Raw genomic sequence first — 15,802 nt, 5'->3', positions numbered from 1 at the left:
TAAAGGGCATAGACGAAGGGATCGCAACGATGGATGACAACGACGCCAACAAGCAAACGGCCGCCGCGGACAATGCGGCGCTGCCTTTCGAAGAAAGCGTCGGCTATCAGGTCCGACAGACCCATCGCCTCCTTCAACGCTATCTCCAGCGCAAGATCGAACCTTACGGGGTAACGCCGGGAATGTGGTATTTCCTTCGGGCGCTCTGGGATCAGGACGGGTTGACCCAGCGCGAACTTTCGATCGTTGTCGGAACGATGGAGCCCACCACGCTGACTGCCATCAAGGCGATGGAGCGCAACGGACTTGTGCGGCGTATCAAGAACGCGGAAGACCGGCGGAAAATCAACATCTTCCTGACCAGGCGCGGGCAGGCATTGCGGGCCGAACTCATGCCCTTGGCAAAGGAGGTGGTTGGCAACGCGGTCGCCGATTTCTCCGAGCAGGAAAAACAGACGCTTCTGGGTTATCTCAAGGCGGTCCAGGACAATGTATCGGATCGTATGGAAGCGGACATGGCGGCGCCGAAATAGCGCCGGGAAATCGTGGAGAGGGGCCGTCCGGTCAGGCAAGCTTCTTCAGGAATGTATCCACTGACATGACCTCGCGCATCGGAAGATCGGCAGAGTTCGCGTCGAGTTCGGTAACATAGTTGAGACCTTCGCCGTCCCACAGCCACCAATAGGCGATACCGCCCTGCTTGTCGCGAATCGGCATTCGGAAGGTGGGAAAATCCTTGAGTTCCGCCGGAATCGCCGCCGTCCCGACCTTAGAGGCTTTCATCCGCTTGTTCTCGATGGCGCCGCCCAGCGGCAGCATCGCGACAAAATCGCTTTTCGAGCGCGCGAGGAGTCCGAAATCGTCGGGACGGCTCGCATGCCGTCCCGGCAGCACCCGCACCACCTCGGGATAGGTGGCGTGATTGTGGGTGACCTGGACATAGGCGTTTCCACCCTCGGTTTCGATCTCGACGATATCGCCGGGATTGAGTTTCATGATCAGCTCCTTTCCTTCACCCGCTCGTTCAAAGGCTATACGCCTCGACCGTCGCGGGATGGAAAAGTTCCTCGACCTCGACCTTTCTCGGCGAGAGGCCCTGGGCGTTGTGATAGGTCAGAAACTTCTCCAGCGTCTTGCGGTTGGCGTCGAGGCCATAGGGCCAGATATCGGCGCCCATCAGCGAATGCGCGCGGGCGAGATTGTCTTCCACGAAAGGCATGGTGACCTTTGTCGCCGACGTGTCGGATAGCGCTTTTTCGGCGGCTTGCTTGGCCTGTGTGAACGCCTTGAGCAACGCGCCCGGCAACCATGGATGGGAATCCGCGAGGGACCGTCGCACGCCGAGCACATGCATGATCGGGAAAATCCCGGTCTTGCGATAATAATCCTCGGCTTCCGTGATCGTATCGGCGAAAAGGCGGCCGACAAGCGGGTGGCGTTCGTCGAAACACCGTGGCGACCTCGGGCCGACGAAGCCGTCGATTTCGCCGTCGATGAGCATCTGGTTCAAGGTCGCGCCCTCCGGCGCGTTCGTCATCCGAATATCGTCCGGCAGATCGACCTTGATCTTTTCCGGTCGTCCTGGCGTATCCATTCCTCCGCGCACCCATTCGATTTCGGAGGGTTTGACGCCATATTCCTCTTCGAGAATCCCCCTGAACCAGACATTGGCGGAAAGCTGGTATTCGGCGATGCCGATACGCCGTCCCCGCAGATCCGCTGGGCTATCGATGCCGCGGTCATTGCGCACATAGATCGAGGTATGCCGGAACGCGCGCGATAAAAAAACCGGGATCGCGATGTAATGCGGATCGCCGCGCGCGACGGAGATCGAGTAGGACGAGACCGAGAGCTCGCTGATATCGAAAGCACTGTGGCGAAACGCCCGGAAGAACATCTCCTCCGGCGAAAGAAGCATGCAGGTCGGATCGACGCCATCGATCTTCACCCGGCCGTCGTAGATGGCACGTGTCCGGTCGTAATCGCCCATTGCGATGGACAGCTTCAGATCGCTCATGATGTCTTGGTCTCCAATCCCGTTTGATGTTCCAGCGTCACCGGCATCCCGCTTTCTGCCGCCGAAAGGATCGCCCGGCAGATTTCCAGGCTGGCCAGTCCCCAGGCGCCGGTCTGGGCCGGCGGCTCTCCGTCGCGCACGGTGGCGACCACCGCATCGATGACCTCCTTGCGGGGGTAGAGAAGGTCCGGCGCGGCTTTGAATTCCCGTTCGGTGTCGCCATACACATGCACGCCTTCGGGCGTGAGGCGCAGGTCGGCTCCGTCGCAGGAAACGATAATCGGCCCGAAATGCTCGTACCGGCTTGCCGGTTTCGGCATGTCGTCGGACCCGTAGGTGCGCGCCGACTTCAGTTTGATCTCCTCTTCGGGAGAGGAAACCGATTTCAGTTTCCGGCGGGCATCGCCATAGGCTTTCGGATCCTTCTCGTTGCCGAGTTCGCCCGTCCACCCCATCCATTCATCGCTGTCGAAATGCGCGTAACCGGAATAGGTCAGTGAGGCGAAGACCCCGCCAGCAAAGGAGACAAGGGCGGAGTAGGCGCCTTCGGTCGGCCGGGCGGCATCCCATTTCCCGGTCATGGCGAACACCTTCTCCGCCATGCCGCCGGCCAGCAGCCGCACGATGTCGATCTGGTGGACGCCCTGCGAGAACAGCACGCCGCCGCCCATGTCTGTATTCAGCTCCTCCGGGCGTCGCGGCCGGTAGAGAAAATCCGTGTAGTTGAACGCATTGATCATGCGCACGCGTCCATAGTCACCGCTATCGATCAGACGCCGCGCGAGAGCGACCGGCGCATCGAAACTGTGGCTCGGACCGACGATCAGCTGCACGCCGGCCTCGCGGCATGCCTCGACCATGCGCGTCGCGTCCTCGAGGATGATCGCGATCGGCTTGTCGACGAAGATGTGCTTGCCGGCTGTTGCGGCCGCGATCACATGCTCGCAATGCAATTCGTGCGGCGTGGCGACATAGATGATCTCGACCTCCGGATCGGCGCAGAGGCTTTCGACATCCGGATAGGCGTTGCCGCCGAATTCGGCGCGGAAGGCCGCACGCGATTCCTCGCGCGGCGCACATGCCGCAACGAGGCGAACGCGCCGGTCCGCCCGAAAGGCGGGCAGCATCAGGACGAAACCGCGGCCGAGTCCGATGACTCCGATGCCCACGGGAGAGGCATTAGAGGTCAATGACGAGGTTCCCCGAGCGCGCCCGCGAGATGCAGATCATGATGTGATCGTCCTTCTCGTCGTCCATAAGCACCATGTCGCGATGGTCGACATCGCCCGAGATCAGCCGTGTCTTGCATGTGCCGCAAGTGCCGCTTTCACACGAGCTGACGGTCGGGATACCGCTGTCGCGCACGGCCTCCAGGATCGAACGGTCGGAAGGAACGGTGACAGTCTTGCCGGATTTCGCAAGTTCGACGTCGAACTCGATATCGTCGGGGCGGATGATCTCGACCGGTTTGAAGTCCTCGAAATTCACACGGCCTTCCGGCCAGTGGCCTGAGATCGACTTGATCTCCTCCATCAGCGGCTTGGGGCCGCAGCAATAGACATGGATGTTCCGCGGTTCGGCGAAATGGTCCCAGAAGTCGTAGACCTTGGACGGATCGCCGCCGTCGTGATGGACGATGACCGCGCTGCCGTAGGCTTCTTTCAACTCGTCGAGATAGGCAGCCTCCTCGGCGCTGCGCGTGCAATAGATGATCTTGAGCGGCTTGCCCTTCTCGGCCACGTAGCGGGCCATCGCAACGATGGGCGTTACGCCAATCCCGCCGGCGATCAGCAGGTATTTCGGTGCGTCTTTCAGCGGGAATTCGTTTTCGGGCGGCTCGACGAGAAGCTCCGTCCCCTCGACCGCCTCGTCATGCATCGATTGTGAGCCGCCGCGTGAGTCGGGCTCTTTCTTGACGGCGATGACAAAGTTTTCCGGATGCGCGCCCGGCCCGACGAGCGAGTATCGCCGCATCGCGCCGGACGGCGTCTTGACCGTCACATGGGCGCCGGGGCCGTATTCGGGCAATGTCATACCGTCTGCCGGGACGAGTGTGAATTCGGCGATAGACGGCGTCAGCGAGCGCCGGCGCGCCACCGTCATTCTGATTGCTCCGCTGTTGTCGCTCATTTCGCCTGTCGCCTCTCAACCTGTTGGCCATGTACTTAGAAACCTAATTATTTCGTGTCAATGGCTGGACGAGGTGCATCCCCTGATGTAATTTGCTTAGAAAGCTAATAGAATTCCATGGAGAGGAAACATGCTCACGCCCGAAGAGAACGACATTCTGACACAGGTCGGCCCGGACAAACCGATGGGCCAGCTGATGCGGCAGCACTGGACTCCGATCTGCCTGATGGAGGAAGTCGCGGAACCGGACGGCGATCCGCTGCTGGTCGAGGTGCTCGGTGAGCGCTATGTCGCGTTCCGCGATTCCGACGGCAAGCTGGGGCTTCTCGATGAGCTTTGTCCCCACCGCCGCGCATCGCTTGTGCTTGGGCGTAACGAGGAATGCGGCCTGCGCTGCCTTTATCATGGCTGGAAGATAGACGTGGACGGCAATATCGTCGCCATGTCCTCGGAGCCGGAAGGCAGCCCTCTCATGGACAAGGTAAAACACCGTTCCTATCCCGTGAAGGAATGGGGCGGTTTTGTCTGGGCCTGGTTTGGTGAGAAGAACGAGGTTCCGGAATTCGATCCGCCGGCTTTCGCTCCGGAGGAGGACACACAGGTCTCGATCCTGAAAATCCGAATTCCCTGCAACTGGGCCCAGATTCATGAAGGCCAGATCGACAGCGCCCACTCTTCGAGCCTGCACTCATCCGACATGGTGCCGGCCCGCGTTGAGGGCGCCGCGGCCGACGACAAATCGTGGTACAGGCCGTCGACGGACAAGTCGCCGCGCATGCAAACGCAGACAACCAGTTACGGTTTTCATTACGCGGCGATCCGGCGTCCGATCAAGAACGCGGGCACGCACAACTATCTGCGCATTACCGAATATGTGGCGCCCTATTATTCGCTGATCCCGCCGAACAACATGTACAATGTGGCCAGTGTCATCGTTCCGATCGACGACGTGACTACCGCCTTCCACTTCATCGCGTGGGGGCCGCGCGGTACGGACGTCCCCTCGACCGAGGAATGGCGGAAGTTCGCGCACGCCCAGAAGGGTATCGACGTAACCGAGCGGTGGGAGCCCGTTCGCACCTGGGAGAACCGCTTCCAGCAAGACCGGAAAGCGATGAAACTGGGGAATTTCACCGGTATCCAGGGCATCCCGAACCAGGATATCGCCATGTGGGTCACCCAGGGGCCGATCGCCGACCGTTCCATCGATACGCTTGGCGCATCCGATCTGGCGATCGTGGAATTCCGCCGGCTGATGGTCGACGCGGCGCGCAAGGTCGCAGAAGGCGGCAAGGCGATCGGCACCCAGGAGCCGCGGGTGCGCCAGTCCAGCATTAACTCGCGCGAAGGCGTGTTCCCGAAAACCGTCGACTGGCGGACGATCAGTGGAAATGGCGGGATCATGGCGGCCGAATAGCCCTCATCTCATCAGTAAAGAGAGAAACTGTTCCATCGCGCACCTCCTGTGTCGTAGCCACCCTGATGGATCGCCATTAGGGTGGTTTCTTTTGCAACAGCGGGTATTCCCTCTAGCCCTGTTACGAATGAAAGGTATCGCAGAATGACCCTGCTAAGCGCTCCATTCGCCCTGCCCCAATTGATCGTGGACGACGCCGTTCGTGCGGCCCTGCGCGAAGATCTCGGTCGCGCGGGAGACATCACGACCGATTCCACGGTTCCGCCCCAAGCCGTGGCGAAGGGGAATCTCGTCTCACGCGAAGCGGGTGTCGTTTGCGGTCTCCAACTCGCCGAAACCGCGTTCCTGCAAATGGATTCGACACTTCATTTCCAGGCTGCCCTTCAGGACGGCGCAGAGGTCCAAAAAGGCGACGTGATTGCCACGATCCAAGGTACCGCGCGTGCTGTCCTGTCTGCTGAACGTGTGGCGCTCAATTACCTGATGCACTTGTCGGGTATCGCCACCTTCACCGCGGTCTTCGTGTCGGAAGTCAGCCATACACACGCGAGAATCTGTTGTACGCGCAAGACCGTACCCGGTGACCGGGTGGTTGCGAAATATGCGGTTCGCTGCGGGGGCGGAACGAACCACCGCTTCGGTCTCGATGACGCGATACTAATCAAGGACAATCATATCGCAGTGAGCGGCGGCATTTCGGAGGCTATCGAAGCGGCTCGCGCGTATGTTGGCCCCCTGGTTAAAGTGGAAATCGAAGTCGACACGCTTGACCAGCTGGAAAAGGCGCTAGCGGGTAATCCGGACTCGATCCTTCTGGACAATATGACGGCTGAGATGCTTGCCAAGGCCGTCGAAATAAACAGGCGCCACAATAACGGGCGCATCAAACTCGAAGCCTCAGGCGGCGTCGACATAGATACTGTCCGGTCGATCGCGGAGACGGGAGTGGACTTCATTTCAACCTCGAAGATCACGATGGGCGCACCGTCCTTCGATATCGGTTTGGACATGGATATTTCCTGAGAAGGGATGAACCGAAGCGTCTTCACTTGATGAGCGCGCAGGCGTTATCGATCCAAAGCGAATGCCCGTGGAAAGTATCCTGTCAGCGGACGATTGTTTTATCGCGCCTTTTTTTCGTCGGTTGGAATTCGTGCCGCAGACGCTCCTCATCCTATGTAGCCGTGAGAAAAAACAGGATGGGACCATAGTGAAAGCAGAGATTCTCGAAGGCAATCCGGGCCGTCTCCTGGTCGCGCTGCGAGTACGCCAGGCAGACGCTGAAAAATGCGCGCAGAAGCTGATGCTGATGAACCGCCGGATGGCCCAGACCGAGGGCTTCATCAGCCTGGACGTGATCCGCAGGGACGGCGGGCTGGGAACGGATTTCTTCGTGATCGCCCGCTTCGACAGTATCTGGACCCTGGAAAAGTGGCGCGGTTCTCCCGAACGGATGAGCGTTCTGGCGGAGATAGAGGAGATGGCGATCATCGACGTCTCGCGTCAGTACGTGGCCGGCGCGAACATCTGGTTCGAACCGATCGTATCGTTGCCGAGTCCGCCCAAACCGCCCTTGTTATGGAAGCGATGGATTACCAGCATGATAGCGGTCTATCCGCCGCTGATCATCCTCGTGCCTCTTCTCAAACCCGTCACCGCGCCATTGCCCGAAGTACTTGGTCTACTCGTCGTGGGCACAATACTGACGGGCTTGACGACGGCGTTCATTTCACCGTTTCTGACCCGGCGTCTGGGCCCGTGGCTGACGCGCGCATAATCTCCGCGGGCGGCAGAACAGCGCGCGAAGAGCCGGGATCTGCAGGAGGGTCGGGCACTCCGCAGAGGCCCGACCAATCGATCCCGCTCAGACTGCACGCGGCTGGCCCGCCAGGTTCACGTGAACGTTCTTTTCATGCGTGAAGCTGAAAAGCTCCTCGACGGATTCCTCGCGACCGATGCCCGACTGCTTCACGCCCCCGAAGGGCGCGCCAATGAAATGCTTGGAGACTTCGTTGACCCAAACGAAGCCCGCCTCAACTGCCTGGACGGTCCGGTGCGCTTTTTCCAGATCACGCGTCCAGATGGAGCAGGTAAGACCGTACTCGAGACGATTGACGTCCTCGATCATCGCGCTTTCGTCGCTCCATTTGAGCACCGAAAGAACGGGCCCGAAGATTTCCTCGCTCGCAATTTTCATAGTCGGCGTGACGTCGGCAAAAATGGTCGGCTCCACGTAAAAGCCCCCCTCGAGCGCCGGATCGTCCGGAACTTTGCCGCCATAAACCAGCTTGGCGCCTTCTTCGTTCGCCGACCTGATGTATGACAGAACGCGATCGTGCTGCGCCTTGTTGACGATCGCACCCATGGTCGTCTGCGGGTCCGTCGGAATGCCCGGCTTGAACCGGGACGCGGCGTCGCGGACACGTTCGACAACGGCGTCGTGAATGTCGGCATGCAGAAACGCCCTGCTGGTCGATCCGCAGGATTGCCCGCACCAGGTAAAGTTCATGCCTCCGACGACGGCCCTGGCGACAGTGTCGGGATCCGAATCCGGGAAGGCGATCAGCGCGTTCTTGCCGCCGAGTTCGAGAAGCACCGGTTTGACGGTGTCGCTTGCGGAGCGCATCACGGCGCGGCCGGCGTTGATGCTCCCGATAAGCGTCACCTTGTCCACCCCGGGGTTGTTGGCCAGCGCGGCGCCAGGTTCAGCGCCGCCCGGGAGGATGTTCAGCACGCCCGGCGGAAGCAGGTGACCGACCAGTTCGGCGAGCCGCAGCGAGGAAAGCGGTGCCTGTGCAGGCGGCTTCATGATGACCGCGTTGCCGGCGGCAAGCGGAGCCGCCATCTTGCCGGCGCAGAACATGAAGGGATGATTGAAAGCTATGATCCGCGCCACCACGCCGAGCGGCTGGCGGATCGAGTAGTTGAGGGCGTTCGGTCCCATCGGAATGGTAGCGCCCTTCATCTCGGTCACCAATCCGGCGAAGAACTCGGTTTGCGCCGCGGCGATATTGGCGTCGCCCATCATCTCGGCGACGGGATTGCCGCAATTGGCCGCGTCGATGGTCGCCAGTTCCCTGGCGTTGTCGCGAAGGATACGGGCGATTTCCTTCAGTATGCGCGCGCGCTCCAGGGGCTGCGTATCGCGCCAAACAGGGAACCCGGCGCGCGCCGCCACGACGGCGCGGTTCACGTCTTCGGCGGAACTCTCGGCGACGTCGCAGAGCGTTCTTCCCCGTCCGGGTTCGAATGTGGGAGCATAGCTGCCGGATACCGGCTCATGCCAGGACCCTCCGTAATAGATCCCTCGGTTGGACGGAAGCGTCGGCTCCCACGGACCGGAGTCGGACGGTTTCAGGACCTTCATGGCAATCTCCTTTAATGCGATTGTTCCACCGGCCCGAAAATTTGCTCCAGGCCGGCAAAGGTGTCTGCGTTCGTTTCCTACCTGACGTTGAGACGGCCGGCGGCATCGGCCGCACTCAGCCATTCGAGCAGCGCCGTGAGCTGCCGATCGCGCTCCCGGATGGTCTGGTTCTGGTCTCCCTCGAACTTATACCAGCCCTGCCCGGTCATGACGCCAAGGTTGCCTTGCTCCACCAGGTCGCGAAGCGCTTTGCGCCCCCTGTAGTTTTCGTCGCCCGTCTGCTCGTAAAGGGAATCCGTCACCGCCAAGGCGGTCTTCTTGGAGACGATCAGATCCTCCGTCAGCAACGGCCCCCAAAGCGCGAGCCGGGGTCCGAGGCTCAGGCGTACCGCTGCGTCGATATCATCGCGCGACGCCAGTCCTTCATCGATCAGCCGGTAGATCTCGGTCAGCATCGCGAACTGGATCTTGTTGATCAGAAAGCCGGGGCGTTCGGGACAGGCCACGCCCACGTGATCGATGGAACGGATGAACGCGCGCACCCACTCGATGAGGTCGGGTGGCGTGAAATTGCCATGGATGATTTCGATCACCGGGATGATGTGCCCCGGCGTGATGTAGTGGATCCCCACAACCCGCTCGCGAGCGGAGACGCGTTCGGCGATCCGGGAAATCAGGAACGATGAGGTGTTGGTGGCGAGGACGACGTCCGGCGGACATAGCCGGTCCAGTTCCTCGAAGACGGCCTGCTTTGTCTCCAGCACCTCTTGAACGGCTTCGTGCACCATGAAGGCGCCGGCGACCGCATTCGCAAGCGACGGCTCCGTGGAAACGCGGCTTAGCATGACCTCGACCTCGGCGCCGTCGTCACTGAAGCTCGCGGCGATCGGCCGTGCGCGCTCGGCATAGCTGTCCAGCATCGCGAACTGGGTGTCGCAGATCACGACCTTATAACCGTGCCGCGCGTAAAGCGTCGCGATCACGCAGCCCATGAAGCCCGCTCCGACGACGCAGATGCGCCCGCCCGGCGGGGGTGAACCGAACCCGCCGGCCATCAGTGCACCGCCGCATACATGATGCGCTCCTCGGTTGCGTCCTCGGGGGTAAATTCCTCAACGATGCGCCCTGCCCGGCACACCAGGATGCGGTCGGATATGTTCATGATTTCGGGAAGGTAAGACGAGATTACCACAACGGCGATGCCTTCTTCTGCGAGTGTATTGATCAGATGATGAATTTCCGAAATCGCCCCTACGTCAACGCCGCGGGTCGGCTCATCGAAGAAGATCACCTTCGGCTTCTGGACCAGTGACCGGGCAATCACGACTTTCTGCTGATTGCCCCCGGACAGCTCGATGACGCGAGCATTGGAATTGATAGCCTTGATGTTGAGCTTCTTCGTCCACTCCTCCGCCATCTCCCTGATCTCGGAATAGCTCACGAAAACGCTTGAACTGACATGGGCGGCCTGGGCGGCACGATGGATGTTATCGGCAATCGACATGCTTTCGTAAAACCCCTCGACCTTGCGGTCCTCGGTCACGTAGACGACTCCGTCCCGCACGGCTGGTCGCGGGGTCCGATAGCGAACGGGCTTGTTCTCAAGCTTGACTTCGCCACCGTGAAAGAAGTCGCGCTTATAGATGCCCGAGATCACTTTGGCGGCTTCTGTTCGCCCGGAGCCGATCAGGCCGAATATTCCGGTGACTTGGCCGCTATAGACCGAAAACGAGGTGTTCTTGACGACCCGCGACATCGAGAGGTTCTGCACCGACAGGATTTTCCGACCCTGCCGTCGAACCGTGTCTTCCCCGTGCCTGTGATAAAGATAGTCGGAGAAGGTGCGGCCTACCATTGCCCGAACTATCGTTTCCCGGTCGAAATGGTCGACAACGTCGCTCATCACCAGTTCGCCGTCCCGCAAGATGGTGATCCTGTCGGCGATGTTCAGGGCCTCCTCGAGCGCGTGGCTGATGAAGATCACCGAAACGCCGCGCTGCCTGAGATCGTTGACCAGCGCGAAAAAATGCCGCTTTTCCTCGGGCGTCAGCGTGGCGGTGGGTTCGTCGAAAATGATGACCCGCGCCTTCTGCCGCACGGCCCTCGCGATTTCGACCATCTGCTTCTGCGCCGCGCCGAGCGTTGCGACGTCGGCCCACGGATTCACCTGGAAGTTCAGCGACTGCATGAACTGCTGGGCGCTGATGTAAATGCCGCGAAGCCGGTTGAAGAGCTTCTCCTCGCCCAGGAACAGATTCTGGGCGACCGACATGCTGGGAACGAGGCTGGTTTCCTGAAACACCATGGCCACGCCGTGCGACAAGGCTTCGCCGGGCGTCACGAAGGTGACCGGCTTGCCGTCGAACAGCATTTCCCCCTCGGTCAATTGGGTGACCCCCGCCATGATCTTCGTCAGGGTGGACTTGCCGGCACCGTTCTCGCCGAGAAGCGCGTGGACCTCTCCGGCCATGAGCGTGAAATCGACGTTCCGGATCGCGGCGATTCCGCGATACTCCTTGGTCGCGGACCGCATTTCGATGAGCTTGGATGTCTCTGCCATGGCCATTTCCTAGATCTTCGCCCGCACCACGATATCGCCGCCCTTGCAGGTCATCAGCAGGCCGTCGCCGACGGGCAGGCAGCTGGTAACGCCGTGACGTATCCCGTTCGCGCGGGAATGCAGGCTCTCGACGGGATGGCCGTGGCCGTCCAGGCGCATCATGATCCCCATCGACCGCGAAGGCGCCCAGGGCTTCAGTTCGCCGAGCTGCTTGAGGCTGCCGCCCTGCATGGGTTCGAGGTAGGAATGCGGATGATGCAGCGACGGAGCGATCCAGTATTCGGGATCGATGGTCTCCACCATGCGGCGGCGGTACTCGTCCTCGCGCAGGACGAATTCGACGAGCTGGGTGCGCGGCGCGAAGATGGAGAGCCAGAGATCCTCGCTCTTGCTGTCGCGCGCCAGCCGCGCCGGGTAGCCCGGCAGATCGTCGATGACGACCTCGGTCCGCCCGTCCGGCGAGATCCGCAGCAGGCGATGACGCCAGCTTTCCGAGACGATGATATCGCCGCCTTCGTCCACGGCGACGCCGTAGGGAAACGCCAGCTTCCGCGCCATGCAGGTCGCGGCGCCGCCGGCAAGATCGATTTTCCAGACCGAGCCGCTGGCGCCGTGGGTCATCAGATCGGCCTTCCAGCCTGTCATCCGGTGAGCCTGGCTGGCCAGGCAGACAAACAGCGTATCCTCGCCGGCGAAGGCAGCCGCCGAGGCAGACACGACCGGTATATCGCCCAGTGTCGTGAATTTCCGTCCGTCATGCGCTCCGCCCCGGATGACCAGGCGGCCTTCTTCGAGCCCCGCCGCCAGCGCGCCCGAGGGGTGGGCTGCCAGGCAGGTGATGGCGCTCGACGCCGTCCAGACGATCTCCGTCTCCTTCGACGGGCCGAGGCTCAACAGCCGGGGGCCGGACGACAGCAGGATGCCGCTGGCGGTCTCGACGATGTTATCCGGAGCGGCGACCGCCGCCATCGCCTCGGCCTCGTCGATGCGGGTGTTGGGACGCAGCGCGCCGTCCATCGGCGGCAAGGTGATCGCCGCGCTTCCGCTGCCGCGGAAGCGGTCGAACAAGCGGGTAAAGGGATTACTCACCGGCCGTATCTCCCCAGTAGTGCCTGATGCCCGTCCAGTCCTTGTCCGCGCCGGGTATGTCGTAGACGCCGATCCGGTCATTGAAGAGCCCGCCGAGGAAGAGCCGTCCCTTGTGTTCCCTGATCGAGGTGATCGAGGGATGCCTGATGCCGGCGCGGTCCCAGAGAACGTCGAGGATCCGGCCGTCCAGATCGAACTTGAAGACGCAGCCGGAGTTCATGTTCGGATACATCCACTCGTCGCTTGCGACGCGGTAGACCATCCGGCGACGGAACTGCGGCATCCGCTGCGCGAGGTCGAAGGTCGGCGATCTCATGCCGAGGATCGCGCACCAGAAATTGCCGTCGGAGGCCTTGTTGATATTGTCGGGATAGCCCGGCAGATTCGGGATCACGACTTCGGTCTGCCCCTTGCGCGGGCCGTCGAACCAGTACCGGCTGATCCGGCAGCCCCACGTCTCCGCGAAGAGGAAGGATTCGCCGTCGCCGGCCATGGTGATCCCGTTCGGGAACTGGAGCCTGGGCAGGATGGTCCGCGATGATCCGTCGCGCGGGTCGTAGCAGATGATGCGGCCGTTGCCCCGCGATTCGAGCGCGTCGAGCACCCAGTCGTGGATCTCGTAGCGGATGGTGGCTTCAGAGAAGAAGATCCGCCCGTCCGGCGCGATGTCGAGGTCGTCGGCGAGTCGCATGCGCGAGTCGTCGATGATCGAGAACAGGGACCGGTTCGTCTCGTCGGAGAGCTTCACGGGCTTGCGGTCCTTCGTGACCTTGTAAAGCCCCATGCCGCCAACGCAGACGACAAGCTCGCGCTCGCGGTTGAACGCCATGCCCAGCGGATGGCCGCCAATATGCACGTAGACCTCGTGCCGCGTGTAGTCGGGCGCGAAGAACCGGATGATGTCGCCGTGCCGGCTGCCGCAATAGAGATTGTCGTCCTCGTCGAGAATGATGTCTTCCGGCCCGTCGAGCTCCCCCTTGCCGATCGGCTCGGCCGAGGCGAGCTTGTCGTTGACCTCGTAGGGCGAGCCGGAACCTTCGGCGGTGGGCGGAGATGCCGGCAGGGCGAAATAGGTCGGCGAGACATAGGCCCGGTTCAGGATCTTGAGCCTGTTCTTCATCCATTTAACGTCGATCGCCACGGCGGTCAGCAGGATGAGGCCCAACACGAGATCGCTTGCGCCGGTGCGCAGACCCATCCGCACCAAGGCATTGGTCACCATGACCACGATGACGGTACCAATGATCGCCTTGGCGACCGAGCCGCGCCCACCGCCCAGGCTGTTGCCGCCGAGAACCGCCGCCGTGAGGATGACGATCTCGAGTCCGACGCCGACGGAACCGCCGATGCTGCCGAGACGCGAGGCGTAGAACAGGGCGCCCGCCGCCGTGAAGACACCCGACATGACATAGGTCTGGGCGACGATCCACTTGACCGGAAGGCCGATATTGTAGGCCGAGCGGCGCGACCCGCCAACGGCGCTCAGATGCCAGCCGAACCGCATGCGGGTCATCAGGATATGGGTCAGGATGGCGACGATGGCCGCGACGAACAGCGAGAGCGGCATTCCCAGAATGTGGGCCTCGCTCAGGTAATCCCACTGCGGCACCGGCGTTTCGGAATAGGAGGCGCTGACGCCGAAATTCAGCGACAAGAGCTCCACGATGGCGCGCACTAGGATCAGCGTGACCAGGGTGGTCAGAAACGCGCGCAACCTGAGGAAGCCGACGAGGAAACCGTTGACGGCGCCGACGAGACCGCCGAGCGCCAGAACAGTCGGTATCACGACGATCAGCGGCATGCCGGCGGCATTGACCAGGTAGAGCGCGCAGAAATTGCAGAGCGCGAAGACAGAGCCGACGCTCAGGTCGATGCCGCCCGCCTTCAGGACCAGCGTCATGCCGATGGCGACGAACAGGTACTCCGCCAGCAGCTCGCCCATCGTGCCAAGGCTTCCGATCGTCAGGAAGTTCGGAATGATAAGGGAGAAGACGACGACGGCGATGGCGAGGAACATGAACGGGATCGCGTTGTCGATCCAGTTCTTCGACAGAATCTCGCCCACGACGTGGTCAGGGAACAAGCGGTACCGCCAGCGCAAATAGGCTTCGCGCGCACTCATGCGTAATTCTCCGGTTTCAAAGGACGGCCACCGCCCGTGCGGCGGCCGCAGGCCTGGATCAGTTGCCGGCCTTGATCTGGTCGACGGTCCAGCAGGAGGTCGGAGCGACCGTATCCGGGGTCAGGATCTGGTTCTCGGTGTAGACGGCGAAAGGCTGCGAGCCGGGGGTTGGCTTCGTCTGCAGCAGCACCTGGATCGTCGAGGCGAGCACCTTGGCCTGATCGCGCGTGTCGACCTTCACGTAGGACGAGAACGCCCCGCTTTCGACATTCGTGCAGCCGAGTTCCTTGTTTCCGCCGCCCGTCGAGATCAGCTTGATCTGGTCCTTCTTGCCGGCTTCGCGGATGGCTGCGGCGATGCCGACGTCCATGTTGTCCCAGAGTCCGATGAAGCCGCACAGATCGTCGTGCTGCTTGATGATCGTCGAGGCGATGGAATGCGCCTTCGACGCATCCCAGTCGGCCGCCTGGGTAGCCACCAGTTTCACGTCCGGATAGTCGACTAGGGCATCTTCGACACCGGCGACGCCGAGCTGGTTTGGCGGTGCCGTGACCGGGCCCTGGATCACGGCGATCTTCCCGGAGGTCCCGGCGCCGCAAAGACGCGCCGCTTCCTTCGCGGTTTCGACGCCGACGCCATACCAGTCGCCGCCGACGAAAGCGTCCGAGTTGACCGGCGTCTTCATGTTCATCTGTATGACGTTGATCCCGGCATCCATCGCGCGCTGGATCAGCTTCACATAGGCCTGCATGTCGGCGTTCTGAACGATGAGAATGTCCGGCTTCTCGTTGATGAGCTGCGAGATCGCCTGCGCGCCGGCATCGACGCTGTAGTTGGAGTCGCGGATCGTCAGCGTGTAGCCCAACCTTTCGGCGTCCCGTTCCACGGCCGCCATCCAGCCCTGCGTGAGATCCCATCCCATCGTGACCGGAACGAAGGCGACTGTCTTGCCCTCGAACGCCTTCTGGTACTTCAGGATCATCCCGTCATCGGGGCGTTCCGCGGAAGCCGGCACGACGTGACCCGCGATCCCCAGCATCACGGCTGCGACGCCGGCTGTCTTCTTGAGCATGGAAAGTTTCATGTTTCTCCTCCCTAGA

Annotated in this window: 14 protein-coding genes; 4 read left to right on the top strand and 10 right to left on the bottom strand. The window is 61.7% G+C overall.

All coding sequences use genetic code 11. The features are described 5' to 3' along the window. Window positions 1-29: 29 nt before the first annotated feature. Window positions 30-533 (top strand): MarR family winged helix-turn-helix transcriptional regulator, encoded by a 504-nt coding sequence (locus ACQK2M_RS05260; RefSeq protein ID WP_425416937.1) that lies wholly within the window; start codon window positions 30-32, stop codon window positions 531-533. A 31-nt stretch (window positions 534-564) separates the two neighbouring features. Here the strand turns inward: ACQK2M_RS05260 and ACQK2M_RS05255 are convergent, their stop codons facing one another. From ACQK2M_RS05255 to ACQK2M_RS05240, 4 genes are read right to left on the bottom strand one after another with little or no spacing between them, the layout of a single operon-like run. Beyond that, the gene (locus ACQK2M_RS05255; RefSeq protein ID WP_425416936.1) at window positions 565-996 is read right to left on the bottom strand and encodes a hypothetical protein; all 432 of its coding nucleotides are present in this window, start codon (window positions 994-996) and stop codon (window positions 565-567) included. 28 nt (window positions 997-1,024) lie between these two features. Further along, complete coding sequence (locus tag ACQK2M_RS05250) at window positions 1,025-2,017, bottom strand: ABC transporter substrate-binding protein (RefSeq protein WP_425416935.1); 993 nt, start codon at window positions 2,015-2,017, stop codon at window positions 1,025-1,027. Further along, window positions 2,014-3,207, bottom strand: a complete 1,194-nt coding sequence (locus tag ACQK2M_RS05245) for a Gfo/Idh/MocA family oxidoreductase (RefSeq protein ID WP_425416934.1) — start codon at window positions 3,205-3,207, stop codon at window positions 2,014-2,016. Before ACQK2M_RS05245 ends, ACQK2M_RS05250 begins: the two co-directional genes overlap by 4 nt. Next, window positions 3,197-4,147, bottom strand: a complete 951-nt coding sequence (locus tag ACQK2M_RS05240; protein ID WP_425416933.1) for a PDR/VanB family oxidoreductase — start codon at window positions 4,145-4,147, stop codon at window positions 3,197-3,199. The genes ACQK2M_RS05245 and ACQK2M_RS05240 overlap by 11 nt, the downstream gene beginning before the upstream one ends. Window positions 4,148-4,277: 130 nt before the next feature. Between ACQK2M_RS05240 and ACQK2M_RS05235 the strand changes: the two genes are divergently transcribed. The 3 genes from ACQK2M_RS05235 to ACQK2M_RS05225 all read left to right on the top strand — a co-directional run bounded on the left by ACQK2M_RS05235 (window position 4,278) and on the right by ACQK2M_RS05225 (window position 7,341). Beyond that, window positions 4,278-5,564 (top strand): Rieske 2Fe-2S domain-containing protein, encoded by a 1,287-nt coding sequence (locus tag ACQK2M_RS05235; RefSeq protein WP_370320276.1) that lies wholly within the window; start codon window positions 4,278-4,280, stop codon window positions 5,562-5,564. 144 nt (window positions 5,565-5,708) lie between these two features. Then, window positions 5,709-6,587 (top strand): carboxylating nicotinate-nucleotide diphosphorylase, encoded by an 879-nt coding sequence (gene nadC / locus ACQK2M_RS05230; RefSeq protein ID WP_425416932.1) that lies wholly within the window; start codon window positions 5,709-5,711, stop codon window positions 6,585-6,587. A gap of 67 nt (window positions 6,588-6,654) precedes the next feature. Next, entirely contained in the window at window positions 6,655-7,341 is a 687-nt protein-coding gene (locus ACQK2M_RS05225; protein WP_425416931.1) for a hypothetical protein, read from the top strand. 87 nt (window positions 7,342-7,428) lie between these two features. Here the strand turns inward: ACQK2M_RS05225 and ACQK2M_RS05220 are convergent, their stop codons facing one another. The 6 genes from ACQK2M_RS05220 to ACQK2M_RS05195 all read right to left on the bottom strand — a co-directional run bounded on the left by ACQK2M_RS05220 (window position 7,429) and on the right by ACQK2M_RS05195 (window position 15,786). Further along, window positions 7,429-8,931 (bottom strand): aldehyde dehydrogenase family protein, encoded by a 1,503-nt coding sequence (locus ACQK2M_RS05220; RefSeq protein WP_425416930.1) that lies wholly within the window; start codon window positions 8,929-8,931, stop codon window positions 7,429-7,431. A 77-nt stretch (window positions 8,932-9,008) separates the two neighbouring features. Then, a complete protein-coding gene (locus ACQK2M_RS05215; RefSeq protein WP_425416929.1) occupies window positions 9,009-9,986 on the bottom strand; it encodes a 3-hydroxyacyl-CoA dehydrogenase family protein in 978 nt (325 codons plus the stop codon). Beyond that, the gene (locus ACQK2M_RS05210; protein WP_425416928.1) at window positions 9,986-11,497 is read right to left on the bottom strand and encodes a sugar ABC transporter ATP-binding protein; all 1,512 of its coding nucleotides are present in this window, start codon (window positions 11,495-11,497) and stop codon (window positions 9,986-9,988) included. The genes ACQK2M_RS05215 and ACQK2M_RS05210 overlap by 1 nt, the downstream gene beginning before the upstream one ends. 3 nt (window positions 11,498-11,500) lie before the next feature. Then, window positions 11,501-12,580, bottom strand: a complete 1,080-nt coding sequence (locus tag ACQK2M_RS05205; RefSeq protein ID WP_425416927.1) for a hypothetical protein — start codon at window positions 12,578-12,580, stop codon at window positions 11,501-11,503. Next, on the bottom strand, window positions 12,573-14,702 hold the full coding sequence (locus ACQK2M_RS05200) for an ABC transporter permease (RefSeq protein ID WP_425416926.1): 2,130 nt from the start codon (window positions 14,700-14,702) through the stop codon (window positions 12,573-12,575). The genes ACQK2M_RS05205 and ACQK2M_RS05200 overlap by 8 nt, the downstream gene beginning before the upstream one ends. 58 nt (window positions 14,703-14,760) lie before the next feature. Next, window positions 14,761-15,786 (bottom strand): sugar ABC transporter substrate-binding protein, encoded by a 1,026-nt coding sequence (locus tag ACQK2M_RS05195; RefSeq protein WP_425416925.1) that lies wholly within the window; start codon window positions 15,784-15,786, stop codon window positions 14,761-14,763. Between the last annotated feature and the right edge of the window lie 16 nt (window positions 15,787-15,802).

This window comes from Oricola indica, assembly GCF_965227485.1.
Classification (GTDB): Bacteria; Pseudomonadota; Alphaproteobacteria; order Rhizobiales; family Rhizobiaceae; genus Oricola; species Oricola indica.
The sequence above is the reverse complement of the archived record's forward strand: the minus strand, read 5'-3'. Positions and strand labels throughout refer to the sequence as shown.

Excerpts from the sequence above, each read along its gene's own strand:
- ACQK2M_RS05260 (WP_425416937.1), top strand. The coding sequence starts at position 30 with ATGGATGACAACGACGCCAACAAGCAAACGGCCGCCGCGGACAATGCG.
- ACQK2M_RS05250 (WP_425416935.1), bottom strand. The coding sequence starts at position 2,017 with ATGAGCGATCTGAAGCTGTCCATCGCAATGGGCGATTACGACCGGACA.
- nadC (WP_425416932.1), top strand. The coding sequence starts at position 5,709 with ATGACCCTGCTAAGCGCTCCATTCGCCCTGCCCCAATTGATCGTGGAC.
- ACQK2M_RS05240 (WP_425416933.1), bottom strand. The coding sequence starts at position 4,147 with ATGAGCGACAACAGCGGAGCAATCAGAATGACGGTGGCGCGCCGGCGC.
- ACQK2M_RS05195 (WP_425416925.1), bottom strand. The coding sequence starts at position 15,786 with ATGAAACTTTCCATGCTCAAGAAGACAGCCGGCGTCGCAGCCGTGATG.
- ACQK2M_RS05235 (WP_370320276.1), top strand. The coding sequence starts at position 4,278 with ATGCTCACGCCCGAAGAGAACGACATTCTGACACAGGTCGGCCCGGAC.
- ACQK2M_RS05215 (WP_425416929.1), bottom strand. The coding sequence starts at position 9,986 with ATGGCCGGCGGGTTCGGTTCACCCCCGCCGGGCGGGCGCATCTGCGTC.
- ACQK2M_RS05210 (WP_425416928.1), bottom strand. The coding sequence starts at position 11,497 with ATGGCCATGGCAGAGACATCCAAGCTCATCGAAATGCGGTCCGCGACC.
- ACQK2M_RS05200 (WP_425416926.1), bottom strand. The coding sequence starts at position 14,702 with ATGAGTGCGCGCGAAGCCTATTTGCGCTGGCGGTACCGCTTGTTCCCT.
- ACQK2M_RS05255 (WP_425416936.1), bottom strand. The coding sequence starts at position 996 with ATGAAACTCAATCCCGGCGATATCGTCGAGATCGAAACCGAGGGTGGA.
- ACQK2M_RS05220 (WP_425416930.1), bottom strand. The coding sequence starts at position 8,931 with ATGAAGGTCCTGAAACCGTCCGACTCCGGTCCGTGGGAGCCGACGCTT.